10 protein-coding genes are annotated in these 14,702 nt (G+C 58.9%); 3 read left to right on the top strand and 7 right to left on the bottom strand.

Annotated elements, in window-relative coordinates; genetic code table 11:
- Positions 1-19: 19 nt before the first annotated feature.
- The 6 genes from FAES_RS08110 to FAES_RS08085 all read right to left on the bottom strand — a co-directional run bounded on the left by FAES_RS08110 (position 20) and on the right by FAES_RS08085 (position 11,681).
- The gene (locus FAES_RS08110) at positions 20-4,033 is read right to left on the bottom strand and encodes an FtsW/RodA/SpoVE family cell cycle protein (RefSeq protein ID WP_041257661.1); all 4,014 of its coding nucleotides are present in this window, start codon (positions 4,031-4,033) and stop codon (positions 20-22) included.
- Between the two features lie 99 nt (positions 4,034-4,132).
- Complete coding sequence (locus FAES_RS08105) at positions 4,133-5,464, bottom strand: serine/threonine-protein kinase (protein WP_051054044.1); 1,332 nt, start codon at positions 5,462-5,464, stop codon at positions 4,133-4,135.
- Positions 5,445-7,109: a serine/threonine protein kinase gene (locus FAES_RS08100; RefSeq protein WP_229364445.1), complete on the bottom strand. Its 1,665-nt coding sequence runs from the start codon at positions 7,107-7,109 to the stop codon at positions 5,445-5,447. Before FAES_RS08100 ends, FAES_RS08105 begins: the two co-directional genes overlap by 20 nt.
- Positions 7,110-7,159: 50 nt before the next feature.
- Positions 7,160-8,146: a PP2C family protein-serine/threonine phosphatase gene (locus FAES_RS08095; protein WP_015330720.1), complete on the bottom strand. Its 987-nt coding sequence runs from the start codon at positions 8,144-8,146 to the stop codon at positions 7,160-7,162.
- A 236-nt stretch (positions 8,147-8,382) separates the two neighbouring features.
- The gene (locus FAES_RS08090; RefSeq protein WP_015330718.1) at positions 8,383-9,435 is read right to left on the bottom strand and encodes an FHA domain-containing protein; all 1,053 of its coding nucleotides are present in this window, start codon (positions 9,433-9,435) and stop codon (positions 8,383-8,385) included.
- A gap of 95 nt (positions 9,436-9,530) precedes the next feature.
- Positions 9,531-11,681, bottom strand: coding sequence for a 3-hydroxyacyl-CoA dehydrogenase NAD-binding domain-containing protein (locus tag FAES_RS08085; RefSeq protein WP_015330717.1), 2,151 nt, complete (start codon positions 11,679-11,681; stop codon positions 9,531-9,533).
- A gap of 43 nt (positions 11,682-11,724) precedes the next feature.
- Between FAES_RS08085 and FAES_RS08080 the strand changes: the two genes are divergently transcribed.
- Together FAES_RS08080 and FAES_RS08075 are read left to right on the top strand one after the other, a co-directional pair.
- Entirely contained in the window at positions 11,725-11,940 is a 216-nt protein-coding gene (locus FAES_RS08080; protein WP_015330716.1) for a hypothetical protein, read from the top strand.
- A 70-nt stretch (positions 11,941-12,010) separates the two neighbouring features.
- Positions 12,011-12,385: a PIN domain-containing protein gene (locus FAES_RS08075; RefSeq protein ID WP_015330715.1), complete on the top strand. Its 375-nt coding sequence runs from the start codon at positions 12,011-12,013 to the stop codon at positions 12,383-12,385.
- Here FAES_RS08075 and FAES_RS08070 read toward each other — a convergent pair.
- Entirely contained in the window at positions 12,382-13,590 is a 1,209-nt protein-coding gene (locus tag FAES_RS08070; protein WP_015330714.1) for an acetyl-CoA C-acetyltransferase, read from the bottom strand. The two genes, FAES_RS08075 and FAES_RS08070, sit on opposite strands and share 4 nt — an antisense overlap.
- A 273-nt stretch (positions 13,591-13,863) precedes the next feature.
- Between FAES_RS08070 and FAES_RS08065 the strand changes: the two genes are divergently transcribed.
- The gene (locus tag FAES_RS08065; RefSeq protein ID WP_041257660.1) at positions 13,864-14,649 is read left to right on the top strand and encodes a nucleotidyltransferase domain-containing protein; all 786 of its coding nucleotides are present in this window, start codon (positions 13,864-13,866) and stop codon (positions 14,647-14,649) included.
- Positions 14,650-14,702: the final 53 nt, after the last annotated feature.

Raw genomic sequence — 14,702 nt, 5'->3', positions numbered from 1 at the left:
CCTGCCAACGTACTTGTGTTCAGAACGTACCCAGATAGCCCCGCTTTTTCAGGATGGGTGCCACCACCGTGTTGGCCAGTTCGACGGCGTTGGCCGATGACTTGGTGATCTCGATCCGCACGCAAGTGACGGTTTTCGACTTACCATCGGGTGTGGGGGCGAAGAAGACATACCAGCCGTCGTTGATCTTCTCGCCCAGCAGAATACGCTCGGGCGTACCCGTCTTGCCCGCCACTTTAGCGTCGGTGATTTTGGCCCGCCCGCCGGGGTTCGACTGCTCGATCATGAACGCCTGCAAGGTTTCGGCGTAGCTCGGCTGTTTGGCGATGGCCACGCCTGCTTCGGCAGGTACGTTGCGCCCCGCCCGTTTTACCACGTATTTCGACGGCTGCATGACACCGCCGTTGGCAATGGCACCGGCCATCCGCGCCAGCGCCATCGGGGTGCTGGTGAGTTGCCCCTGCCCCCAGGCCAGTCCCGAAAATTCGCCCCGATAGCGGCGCGGATACCGAATCTGCTGATACAGTTTGCGCCGCACCACAAACGACGAATCGTGCCAGTGCTTGAGGATTTCTTTCCGTTCGGTGGCGGTATGCGGGTCTGTAAACGAATAGCCCCCCACGTAGTCGACGTTCATACCGGTAGCCAGGTACAGATCAGCCATTTCGTTATCCAGGCCCAGTTCGTTGGCCAGCCGGATGAAGTACACGTTGCTCGACCGGACGATGGCCGTGCGCATGTCGACGTACCCACCGCAGGGCTCGCTTTCGGCCACACCCCGCCGGATGATTTCGCCGCAGCTAATGGCAAATTTGGTTTGTACGCCGTCGATACCCAGCCGGTTGAGTCCCGCGGTGGCCGTCAGTATCTTGGCCGTTGAACCGGGAGCCGTTGGGTACGTCATGGCCAGGTCGCGCTCCGTCACCAGATAGGGCAGCTGTAGCCGGTCACGGTCGGGTAGGCTCATCTCTTCGGGGCGCGTCAGGTCGGGGAGCGGGTGTAGGGCCGAGGCCAGCACTTCGCCTGATTTGCTGTCCATCACCACCACCGACAGCCGATGGCCATTGTACTTCGATTCGGCGAGTGCCTTCTGCAATTCGACCTGCAAGCTTGCGTCGACGCTCAGGTACAGATCGCGGTTGCGGGCCCGCCGCTCGGCCACTTCGCGGCTTTCCAGCCCACCCCGAATGGCCGGAGCCAGCTCGCTGTAGTCGTAGAGGGGCAGGGTGAGCTGACGCGGCACGGCGGGCGTAAACCGGTCGGCGCGGTAGTCGGTGGTCAGCAGCGGCATTTTACGCGGGCGGTTGTCGAAACCACGCAGGTCACTAAGATGGCTGGCTTCGGCAAAAAAGCCGTTCTGCTGCCCCCAGAACAATTTCGTGTTGGCATCGCCCACCCAGAAAAACATGTGGTTGCCAAACGGATAATAGCGTTCGGCGCGCCGGTTGGAGAGCATCGTCATGCGGCGCGTGTCGAGCCCCACCTGCCGGAGTTTGGGCAGATTGCGCTGCACCGTATCGGGCGAACTCGTAGCCAGGACCAGCCCTTTCCGGTCATACAACGTACCCGCCGCCAGCGCATCGGTGAGCCGCCCAATGCGCGGGTTGTAGCTGTACACTGGCAGACCATTGCGCCCCACCACGCGCGCGGGCCGAACAATGTAGTTGTCCCAGCGGATGAGCGCCACGTCGGCCGCTTTGCCAGCCAGCACCAACGTACCCGCCAGAAAACCCGCGATCCCCGTAGCCAGCACGGGGTCGTAATGTTGCTCAAGATACGCGTGTTGCAGCGCCTGCCCCGGCCGGCTGGCAATGGCAAACACCACGCCCATCGCCGTCAGGTTGATGATCATCGACACCTTGCCGTAGCTCAGAAACGGCACCGAAATGCCCGTCAGGGGCAGCAGGCCCAGCGACCCACCCGCGATGATCAGAAACTGCACGCCCGTAGCCAGCGCGATACCGGCGGCCAAATAAAAACTGAACGGCTGCCCGGCCCGGCGGGCGTGCAGCAACGTGCGGTGGAGCAGCACGAACAGCAGCAGGCAGACCGATACCAGCCCCGCCCAACCCATCTCTTCGGCCAGCGAGGGCAGAATCATGTCGGTATGGGCGGCGGGCATCGCGTTGGCATAACCCCGCCCCATCCCCTGCCCGGTCCAGCCACCGGTGGCCATTGTCCAGAAGCTGTGCGCCAGGTGATCGCCACCGTAGACGTCGTTGTTCCAGGGGCTGAGCCACATGGCTTTCCGGTCGGCCAGGCGGTCGCCCACCACTGGCAACAGATCACCAAAAGCAAAGGCCGCAATGACCAGAATGAGCAGCATCGGCCCCTCGGCCAACAAGGCCAGCCAGCCGAGCGCCGTCGTCGAGCGGGCGTGTCCCTGCCAGATGAGCAAGGCCAGTGCCACCACAATACCCACCAGCGTAGCCAGTGCGCCCGGCAGAAACGCCAGCGCCAGCCCGTAGGCCGCGCCAGTGACCAGGGTAATACCCAGCGTGTTCCGGGCAATGGTATAAAAGAGCAGAAAGGTGAAACCCACCACCAGCGCCGGGCCCATGTCGCCCAGCAGCAAATAAATCGCCATCAATGTACCTGTCGCCAGAAACGCGCCGACATTGACCCGGAACCGCCAGCGGATGTCGGGCAGGTTACGAAGCTGCTCTTCGTGCGCCGCGAAGAAGCCCGCCAGGAACAGGATAATCACGTATTTGATCAGTTCCGACGGCTGGAAGAGCAGCCCCCCAATGCGCAGATTGACCCGGACGCCGCTCCCTTCCGGCCCGGTACCAATGGCCAGCACCACCAGCGCCAGCCCCACCCCCACAATGAGCCAGGTCCAGCCCGTGAGGCGGAAGGTGGCCCGACTGCGGAAGGTCACGAGCGGATCGAACCACCATTTGGTATACAGTTTCCCTACGTTGAGTTGCGACAAAAAGGCCAGCCCGAGCAAACCCAGCGCGACACCCTGCACGGCTTCGGCTCCGTAGAAGGTGTCCTGCAATGGGTCCTGAATCGAGAGCAGCGTCAGCACCGAGATGCCCGTCAGTAGCAGCAAAACGGGCAGCAATAGCGCGTCGGGGTGAAAGCGGCGGTAGGTCCAGAAGAAATGAACGAGCCAGAACGACACCAGAAACGCCCCAACGACACCCCAGAAAAACAGCCGGAACTCGCCCGGCGTCCGCACCGTGAAGGCGTGGTCTTCTTTCAGTTGTCCATACACCACCGCCCCGATTGGCCGCAGCGTGTGGGTACGTCCCGTAAACGTAAACTCCGTAGAACCGGTCAGGTTGGGCGAGCCTCGGCGGGCGCCAAACTCAAAGCCGGGCCGCAGCGGCAGCACACTGTAGCCCGAGCCGGGGGCCAGCCCACCGAAACTAAAGCGGCCGTTGGCGTCGGTACGGGCGTAGGTACGTTCGTCGCGGTCGACTTCTTCCGCCGTTGGGTCGGCGTTACTGTCGCCCGGCCGATGCCGCCGCAGTTGCACCAGCACATCGGCCATCGGGCGGGGCTCGTCGGCGTTATCCTGCACGATGCCCGACAGCGTCAGGCCACCCGTTCCGACCGTTGATGCGTAGGGCTTGGGGCGGCGCAGTTCGGTTACGTACAATACCGAATCGAAGCCCATCTGATAACGCGACAGCCGCAGCCGACTGTTAAAATCGGTGCCGCCGATGGGTGACTGCCAGGCGCGGGGCACGGCAATGGCAAAACCGCGCTTGTTGATGGCGCCCACGTTGTCGAGCCGGTCGGTACCTTCGCGTTGGGCCTGTTGCAGCTTGGCTGGAAGCGAATCGGCGATCAGCTCCACGTCGCGGGGGTCGGCATAATAGCGCCCCGACGTGAGCAGGCTACGGATAGGCCCGCTTTTCACCCCCGCCCGCAAATTGAGCGCCGAGCCGTTGGTATACGCATCGGCAGTCTGGTTGAGCGTCGGTTGCAGGTTAAAAAAAAGTCGTATAAACAGCACCAGCAGCAACAGGGTCGCCGCCAGCAGGTAAACGCGTTCGTGGTGAAAAGAGGGATTTTTCATAGAGAATGGCATTGAATAAGCGAGCAGACAACGCCCCGCTATAGAGACTAGTCTGCCGTTGGGCGCGGAACGCTGCGGTTGCGTCTCTACGGCCGGGCACTATTCCGTTGAGTCGGCCCCCATCGTAGCCGCCGAATCGAGTTCGGGCGTGACGGTGGGCGTTTGCTGCGGGGTGGGCGATACGGTTTCTTCCTCCACCATCGTTGACGCCTCCGGTTCGGTCGATTCCGATTCGGTTGCGCTGGTGTCTGGTACGGTCTGGGTGGGCCGGAACAGCATCGAGGAATCGATGGGTGTCGTTACCGCCGTCGAATCGGTTTTGGTCGGGAACGGATCTGTTGGTCGATTCTGGTTGATCAACACGAACATCAGTACACCGATCGCTACCACGCCAACGCCACCCAAAAACCACCAGGTAGTGCGGTCGGGCGACTCCTCGTCTTCATAAATCGGTGCGGGCGTTTCGTCGTAAATCGGTGGGGCAGGCGGCGGGGTCGCCACAGCCCAGCCGGGCGACGTACCCAGCGTAGCCGCCGGAGGAGCAGCGGCCGGGCGACTAAACTGCGCGTTGTTGGCCCGCAACAGTTCGACTTTGGCCTGCTCGAGCAGCAATTCCAGTTCATCGGCCCGGTCGAGCCGTTGCGCCGGGTTCTTCGCCAGCATCTGCCGAAGCGCTTCCGTCAGGCTGGGCGGTACATACTGGCCGTCGGGCAGGTAAGGAGGTGCGGGCGGGGCCGTCAGCACTTGATTCATGAACTGCGCCAGCCCGGCGTCGTTGTGCAACACAAACGGCACCTGCCCCGTCAGGGCTTCGTAGAGCACCACGCCCAGGCCATAGAAATCGGTCGCGACGTTTACCTGCCGAGGATCGTCGAACTGCTCAGGAGCGGCGTATTCGTAGGTCATCAACGACTGCCCGGTACGCGTCCGGGTGCTTTCGTCGGCCCGGATTTTGGCGATGCCGAAGTCGGTCAGCAGAAAGTGCAGTTCGCCGCTGACGAGGCGCCGGTACAGGATATTTTCGGGCTTGATGTCACGGTGTACAACTCCCCGGCTGTGGATCACCTTGAAGGCCTCGGCCATCTGCAACCCCAGCCGAATGAGCGTGGTGAGCGTCAGCCGACCTTCCGCACGCAACAGCCCGCGCAGGTCGCCGCCTTCCACAAACTCCATCACCAGGTAGGGCATAGCCGCTTCCAGTTGAATCTCGCGCACCCGCACAATGTTGGGATGCTCGATACCCGTCATGATGTCGGATTCGCGGGCAAACCGGCGGAGCGTATCGGGATCGGTGTTGAGCGCAAACTGTTTGATGGCCACCAGATCGCCCGTGGGGCGGTGGCGGGCTTTCAACACGCGGGCGTTGCCCCGCCCCAGTTCGCTGATGATTTCGTAGTCGGGGAAATTGACGTTAAAGCTGACTGTCGACATCGGCATCTGGGGTAGTCGGTGGATGAAGATCAGGGATATCGGGCGAGTCGTAGGCGGTAATTTTTACGCGCACTTTAGTGCCTCGAGAGGTATCAGGTGCCCTTCGGATAAGCTCCGAGTAAGGCCCCATATTAGCGAAATACATAGTTTCTTCTTTAAAAACGCCGCCACCCTCCTTAATGTAGGTAACCACGACGCGTACCCGTGTAAACGTCAGCGTCGTTGGGTTTTCGACCCGGATTTTCAGGTCGCTGATCCCGCCAAACAGGCCAGTCTTGAACCCCATCACCTGCGCGTTGAGCAGTTTGGCAGCCTTCACGTTCTCCTGCCGACGCTGTTCGGCGGCCTTCGCAGCAGCCAGTTGGCGCTCAGCCTCGGTTGAATCGCGACGGACGGGTTTGATCGTGGCGGAATCGACCGCTGTTGAGTCTTCTTCGTCGACGCCCATCAACTGCTCCAATACTGAGGGGGGCTCCGGTGCTGGTTGTTGCCCCGTCGCAACGGGTTTGGGTGGGCTACTTTGCCGGTCCCAGACAATCAACGCCGCCCCAACCAGTGCCGCCACCACCAACGAAGCCAGCACGATCGTCCAGGTACGTCGGCTCGACGGCCGGTCCGGTGAGGGCTCAACAACGGGCGCCGTATAGGCCTGGGTCGGTGCCGGGCGGGCAGCGGTGCGCCGGCTGGCGGGCGAAGGCGGTGTGGCCGGGTCGGTTTGCACGACCGCCTGCGTGGCGGCCGGGTTTACCTGCTCGGCCAGCAACTGCTCCAGTTCGGCCTGCTTCAGGGCCACTTTTACGGCGTCGGGCTGGCGGATGCGCTCGGGGGCGTTTTTGGTCAATAGACCCGTCAGCAACGTACCCAGACTCTTCGGAATCGACATACCCAGCGTGGCCACCGCTTCGGCGGGAGAGGCGTTCAGTACCGTGTTCATGAACGTCACAATGCCCACGCCTTCGTTCATCGCAAACGGAACGTGACCACTCAGGCATTCAAACAGCACCACGCCCAGCGAATAATAATCGGTCGCGGCGTCGACGTTACGGGGGTTTTCAAACTGCTCCGGCGAGGCATATTCATAGGTCATCAGCGACTGCCCCGTTACGGTGGCGGGCTGTTCGCGCAGGCGGGCGATGCCAAAATCCGTTAGCAAAAAATGCAGCTCACCGCTGGGTAGCTGGCGATACAGGATGTTTTCGGGCTTGACATCGCGATGCACCACCTCCTGCCCGTGGATGACCCGAAAGGCTTCGATCATCTGCAAACCGAGCCGGACCGTTTGGGCGATGGGCAGCGTTTTTTGCTCGTTGAGCAGTTGCCGCACGCTACCGCCTTCTACCAGCTCCATCACCAGGTAAGGCAGCGGCGCATCGAGCCGGATCTCGCGCACCTGCACAATGTTTGGGTGGCGCAGGCGGGTCATAATTTCCGACTCCTGCTGGAATCGGTGCAGGGTTTGCGCGTCGGTGTTCAGGGCAAAGTGTTTGATCGCCACCAGCTCGCCCGTGGCGTCGTGACGGGCTTTCAGCACCCGCGCGTTGCCCCGCCCCAGCTCGCCCAGCACGGTATACCCCGGAAAATGTGTATTGAAACTGACGGTCGCCATGTACGCGCGTTCTTCGATAACGTATTGTTGTTCAGACAAAACCCAGCGCTCTTTATGGCAGCGCTACGCTCGTCATCCTGCATTTAACTTTATAGGCCACTCAGCCAATAGATGATCAGACCCAAAGCCAGCGCCAGCACGATCAGCAGCCACCACCGATTACCCACCTGCCCGGAAACTACAGGCTCGGGCATTGCTGGCGGCGGGCTTATTGGCGTAACCAATGGCGGCAGCGGGCCTGTCGGCGTCGCTTTATAGACAGCCTCGACGGGCTCCACCGTCACGGGTTCTACGCTAATAACGTCACTGGCAGCCGAATCGGCGGTATGTAACGCCAGAACAACCGTTATATTATCCTGACCGCCCACGTCGTTGGCTTGCCGGATCAGTTCGGTAATCTGTTCGTCAGGCGGTGTTTCGGTGTTCAATACGGTCACGACCTCGGCCGATGTTAGCATGTCGGTGAGGCCATCGCTACAGAGCAGCAGCCCCTCGCCCGCCCCAAAATCCGACTCACCCGATTCCAGGAAATCGGCGTCGTCGACCCGATGCAGCGCCGAACCCACTGTTCGCAGCACCTCGTTGCGGCGGGGGTGTCGCATGGCCTGCGCCTCGGTCAGTTGATTGGCATCTTCGCGCACGCCCACCACCGAATGGTCGCTCGTCAGCTTTTGCAGATGACCCGTATCGAGGCGGATTCGGTACAGCCGCGTGTCGCCGACATGCGCAAACCACACCTTTTGCTGGCGAACGTCGGCAATAGCGGCCGTCAGCACGCAGCACATCATCGACAAACCCGGATCGGACCGGCGGCGCTGATCGATCTGATTATTGGCATACACGACGGCTTCGCGCAGCATCGTCAGCGGGTCGCCGGTGGGTTCAGTCATGTAGTGGCGGATCGCGTCACGGGCGATGTTGGCGGCGATGTCACCACCTGCATAACCACCCACGCCGTCGATAACGGCCAGCAGCGCCGTGTCGTCGGTCCAGATGGGTTCACAGATAAATGCGTCTTGATTGTCGCGCCGTTGCCGCCCTACGTCGGTTTGCCCGGCGATACGAAGTGTTTCCATTCGTTGTTGTTACGCAGCGCGGGCGTTGGTCCACACCAACCCGACCCCGCCGACATCCTGTCTATCGTGGCAAATGTTGAAAGTGCCGAACCAGCAACAGCCCGACAAATCCAAAGAGAACAAACGCGAGAATAGCATCCATAGAATTAATGTATAATGTACAATGTATAATGAATGATGTACGATGGACTGGTGAATGACGTGAGCATTACGCAGCGTCCATTATACATTATCCATCATTCATTAGCCATTCCTTCCTGTGCACTGAACTGAAGCGTTACGACGCCGTTGAGCAGGATCTGCGACGGGCTCGGCAGGGGCACCCACTGCGGCTGTCCCGGATCGCTGCGGGCAACGACCTGCTCATTAATGCGCGTCTCGTTGCGACTGAACGACGCCAGTTCAAACGACTGGGTGGTGTCGTTGAACCGAATCCGGGCGTGCGGATTCGACACGTAGGGCGAGTTGAGGCGGATGTAGTTGGGAAACGCTTCGTTGTCGGGCTCCCGGCGGGCCAATACCACCTCGCGGTCCTGCATCCAGTAGGTTTCTTCCGTGTTCAAATCGGCCATGTAGCAGTCGATCCGGGCAAAAGCCTGGGGTTGTGGGCCCGGGGCCGGTCGGCTTTGTGGTGAGGCCGGCATCGGCGCGGCTGGTACGTTGGCCGGAGCCTGAGGCTGTGCGGCGGGTTGGGGCACGGGCGGCGCAAACTGGCTCAGATCAATATCGACGGCAAACGCGCCTGACTCCCGAAAATCGATATGGCTAAACGCCTGCCGGTTAGTGTCAAGCGTATCGAACACATTGGTGTTCTGCACTTTGCGCGTCACCTTGTTGCCACCCCGCTGCGCTACCGGACGCGGACTCTCCCCCACCGATTGCCCCGACAGCGACCCGACCACTTTCAGGTCACCGACGCCGATGGCTTCGCCATTGTATTCAGTGCCGGGGCCGAATTTGAAAAACCAGTGCGACGACACGGGCATCACCTGATCGTGCGGTCCTTTGCGCTGCCGAAGGTGATCGATAAACAACCGCACGGCTTCATCGACAATAGCGGGTAGCGCGGCCAGCCGTTGTTCGTAGGCCGTGGGGTGCAGCACAATCAGGTAGTGCGCGTTGAACAGCAGCTTGTTGCCGATGCTTTCACGCTCCAATGACGCATCGAATGAGGCCAGTAGCGCGTGCAAAATCTGTTCGCTCGACACCGGTTTGGCTTCGTCGTCATCGACAGCTTTGGGAACAAGCAGGTTATTTAATTTTTGTAAAAACCGGTTCGGTTTATCCATCAACAAGAGAAAGGAATGGCGCTTTTCGCAACAATAACGCCATTCCTTGCCAGATGTTGAGTTAAAGTGTGTCAATGGAGCGGGCCATTGCCAAATCAGGCAGTGGCTTTCACACCAGCTCGTTCGCGCAGCTTTTCAGTAGGCCGGAAGCGCTCGCCGTACTGATCGGCCAGGCGGTCGAGCGTACTAACGAACGTACCTACGCCCACGAAGTCGACAAACGCCAACGCCCCACCCGTATACGCCGGGAACCCCCACGCTAGAATGGAGCCGAGGTTGGCATCGAGTTGGGTACGTATCACGCCTTCCTCGTAGCAACGTACCGCCTCAATGGCCTGCCGATAGAGCAGCCGGGTCTTCACCTCGTCGAGACTCGGTTGTTGGTCGGCCAGCGGGAACAGTTTGGCCAGGTCCGGCCAGAGTTGTTTGGGGCTGCCATCGTCGGGGTAGTCGTAAAAACCAGCTTTAGCCTTTTTACCCAGTCGGCCCAACCCGACAAACTGTTTAGCGACCTGATAGCTTGTATCGGTCTCGCTCAGGACGCCGTCCTTGATGCTTTGTCCCGAAATCTTGTACACCAGATCGAGCGCCACTTCGTCGGTCACGGCCAGCGGACCCACGGGCATCCCGGCGGCTTTGCCCGCGTTTTCGATCAGGATCGGGTTGACACCATCGCGCAGCAGTTCCATACCTTCAGCCGTGTAGGTACCAAAACAGCGCGACGTGTAGAAACCCCGACTGTCATTGACGACGATAGGCGTTTTGCGGATTTTGCGCGTGTAGTCCATCGCCACGGCCAGCGCGTACTCCGACGTTTGTTTGCCCACGATGATCTCCACCAGCATCATCTTGTCGACGGGCGAGAAGAAGTGGATGCCTATGAAGTTGGCCGGGTTCTGCGACGCCTCGGCCAGGCCGGTAATGGGTAGCGTGGATGTATTAGAGCCAAAAACGCTGTTGTCGGCCAGCATCGGCTCGGCTTCTTTCGTGACGGTGGCTTTCAGGTCGCGGTTTTCGAAGACGGCCTCGATGATCAGGTCGCACCCCTGCATGTCGGCGTAATCGGCGGAGGGTTTGATGCGGTTCAACGTGGCGTCGACGCTCAACGGATCGACTTTGCCGCGCTCGACGCCTTTCTTCAGTAGGTTCCGCGAATAGTCTTTCCCCTTCTCCGCCGCCTCGACCGACACATCTTTCAGCACCACCTCGATTCCCGCCAGCGCCGACACGTAGGCGATGCCCGCGCCCATCATGCCCGCGCCCAGGATACCGAGTTTCTTCACGTCGGTTCTCAGAACGTCTTTGGGGCGGCTTGCGCCTTTGTTGGCCTCGTTCATGCCCAGGAACATCGTCCCGATCAGGTTCTTGGCCACTTTCGAGGTCGCTACTTTCACAAAATGCCGCGCTTCGATGGCCAGTGCCCGGTCGATGTTGACTTGCAAACCTTCGTACACGCAGGCCATAATTTCGAGCGGGGCGGGGTAATTGCCTTTGGTTTTGTCCATCAGCATGGCCGTGCCCGCCGCGAAGGTCTGCGCCCCCACCGGACTTTGCACGTTGCCCCCCGGCACTTTGAAATTATCGCGGGCCGCGATCCTGCCCGTTTTCTTATCGATCTGATCCCACGGTTTGACGGGCTGCGGATTGGCCAGTATCCAAGCGCGAGCCTTGTCCATCATCGTCGTGGGCGTTTCGGCAATATCATCGACCAGGCCGGCTTTCAGCGCATCCTGCACGTTCAGCTTTTTGCCTTCTACCAGTAACGGCAACGCGGCCTGCATCCCGATCATGCGCGGCAGGCGTTGGGTGCCGCCCGCACCCGGCAGCAGCCCGATCGTCACCTCGACCAGCCCGATCTGGGTTTTGGGGTTGTTGAGTGCGACGCGGTAGTGGCAGGCCAGGCAAATCTCATAACCGCCGCCCAGCGCCGTACCGTTGATGGCCGCCACGGCGGGTTTGCCGCTTGTTTCGATGCCACGGAAAATCCGGTTCAGTTCCGCCGATACCTTTAGCATCTCAGCGGGATCTTTATCGTTGTTGCGCAGGATCATTTTCAGATCGGCACCAGCGACGAACTCCGGTTTGTCGCTGGTGATAATGATGCCTTTGACGGCCTCGTCGGCGTAGGCGCGGTTGAGGGCTTCCTCGAATTGCGGGATCGATTCGTCGTTCAGCACGTTCATCGGGCTGCTGGTGAGGTTCCAGCGGATGACCGCAACGTTTTGCTCGACCGTGTAGTTAATCATTAGAAAATTCGTTTAGTAGATTTACCAAAAAACGGGGTACACAATGACAGCTATTCGATTGATTCAAAAGCCAGTAGACGGCAAGATCATCTTCGACGTACCTGAGGAGATGCGGGACGAAACAATTGTTATTGATTTTCGCCCGGCCAGCGAAGCGCAGGAAATGGCTCTTCCCGAGCGCTCACGTGAACTGCTTCAACGTTTGCCAAACCCCACTCCTAATCTTGATTGGAACCAATTGAATGTTTACGAGCAATAGGCTATTTATCGACAGTTCTATCCTGATCGAATAGGCTAAAAAAGCTAAAATCGACTTGTTTGATCACCTGATGGATAACCAGACCATCGAGATGTGCGTCAGTGAAACGGTCCTCAGCGAATTTGCTTTTTACTGGATAGCTATTGCTGGCGAGAAGGCCCCTGCTACGCTCAAACGAGATGGCACCATTGGATCAATACTTACGACCTACAGTCCGAGACCAATTCTCGACCAGCTGACTTTTCTGGCCAGCAGCCCAACCATCGTTCCGCTTTACCTTCGCTACATGCAGCAGTACAACCTGTTGCCCAACGATGCGCTCATCCTGGCGACCTGCAAACTGCACCGCATCAGCCGACTTGCCAGCTACGACGCCGACTTCGGCACAGCCTGTGCGGGTGAGGGCATTCAACTCATCCAGCAGATCGCCGATCTGACCGCCTAGTTCAGCCGCTCGAAGATGGTGGCGATGCCCATGCCGCCCCCGATGCAGAGCGTCGACAAGCCAAATTGCTTGTTGGTGCGTTCCAGTTCGTCAAGCAGCGTGGCCGAAATGATGGCACCCGTTGCGCCCAGCGGATGACCCAGCGCAATAGCCCCACCGCTCACGTTGACCTGACTGTGGTCGACGCCAAACTCGTCCATAAACAGCATCGGCACGGCGGCAAACGCTTCATTCACTTCAAACAGGTCGATGTCGCTGATTTGCATACCCGCTTTTTTCAGCACCTTGTGGGTGGCTGGTACAGGCCCCGTCAGCATGATCGTCGGCTCTGAGCCCACGATGGCGAAAGCCACGATGCGGGCGCGGGGTTTAAGGCCCGCCGCCTGCCCGAAGGCCTCGCTGCCCACCAGCACACCCGCCGCCCCGTCGACAATCTGCGACGAATTCCCGGCATGGTGCACGTGATTGATCTGGCTAACATGGGCGTATTTGAGCAGCGCCAGCGCGTCGAGGCCCATCTGCCCCATCGCTTCAAAAGCGGGTTTCAGTTTACCCAGACTCTCGGCGGTAGTGCCGGGCCGAACGCCTTCGTCGCGGTCGAGCACGGTCACGCCGATATCGTCTTTCAGCGGCACCAGCGTTTTCTGGAACCGGTTTTCGCGCTGCGCCACTTCCGCCCGCCGGTACGATTCGGCCGCGAAGGCATCGACGTCGCTCCGGCTGTAACCCTGCCGGGTGGCGATCAGGTCGGCCGAAATGCCCTGCGGCACGATGTTGTGCTGCGCCACAATCTGCGGGTTCATGAAAAGCGCGCCGCCATCGGAGCCCATCGGCACCCGCGACATCGACTCCACGCCGCCCGCAATGACCGCATCAACCTGCCCCGACATCACGTACGCCGCCGCTTGATTGATGGCCTCCAGCCCCGACGAACAGAACCGGTTGAGTTGCACACCCGCCACCGACTCAGCATAACCCGCTTCCAACACCGCCGTGCGGGCTATGTCGGCTCCCTGTTCGCCAATGGGCGTTACGCAACCCATAATCACGTCGTCGACCAGGCGGGTATCGAGGTTATTGCGGTCGCGCAGGTTTTTCAGCACGCTGGTCAGCAACGTGATCGGTTGCATGTCGTGGAGCGACCCGTCGCTTTTGCCGCGCCCGCGTGGGGTTCTGACGGCGTCGTAGATGAAGGCGTTAGCCATATTTAGTTTGAGGTTTGGCGTTTTTGAGGTTTGGCGTGGCTGCGCAAATTAAATTAGTATGCATGCATACGATCCAACAAATGTAAGCAAGGCGGGATAAAGTTGTACGGTGGGGCGATAGGTGCCCGTTAGCCAACACATGAGCAAGCAAGTATATCTAATCCGATAGATTGCCTACAGGTGATATAGGAATGCGTTAACTTGCCATTGACAGCCTGATTATCTCTAGCAGTTTTTTTAAGCCTTCTCTACCCACAACCTCCCATTGAAGTCATGAAAGAAGAAATAAAACGAGAACTGTCGAGGCTCGAAAAGCAGCACGATATCAAAATTTTGTACGCCGTTGAAAGCGGGAGTCGTGCCTGGGGTTTTGCATCAACCGACAGCGACTGGGATGTTCGCTACATCTATGTACACAAATTAGACTGGTATCTGGAAATTGACAGTAAGCGAGATAACCAGGAAGAAATTCTGCCTAACGACATCGATCTAGCAGGCTGGGAATTGAAAAAAGCCCTGCGCCTTTTCAGGAAGTCAAATCCGCCGATGCTGGAATGGCTCCGAAGCCCATTGGTCTATTTGCAGCAATCTTCAACGGCCGACAAGCTGCGTGATTTAGTAGAGGAATATTTCAGCCCTAGAGCTTGTTTGCATCACTACCTACATATGGCAGAACGGAACTTTCAAGCCTATTTGCTCAAAGAACGAGTAAGAGTCAAAAAGTACTTCTACGTGCTACGCCCTCTACTTGCCTGCGACTGGATTTGGCACACGAACACAATGGCCCCAATGGAATTTCATAGGCTCGTAGACAGTCAGGTAGCAGATGCATCCATAAAAACCTTAATTCAGGAATTATTGACAAGAAAGATGGCGGGTGAAGAGCTTGGCGAAGAGCCCAAAAACCAATTGCTCAATGATTTTCTAGAGGAGAAAATTATATTCTACAATCAATGCATTAAATCACTAGGTCCTGTTGAACAACCAGATACAACTCGACTCAACAAATTGTTCAAGGAAACCCTTTATGAAGCTTGGGGCAATGATGACAGTTGCTAAACTTAATCTGCAATAGACAGTCCAGAGGTTCGTAAGCGACATTCTACGGCTGA

The organism is Fibrella aestuarina BUZ 2, assembly GCF_000331105.1.
GTDB classification, from domain to species: Bacteria; Bacteroidota; Bacteroidia; order Cytophagales; family Spirosomataceae; genus Fibrella; species Fibrella aestuarina.
Note: the sequence above shows the minus strand (reverse complement) of the source record. Positions and strands in the feature narration are given on the sequence as shown.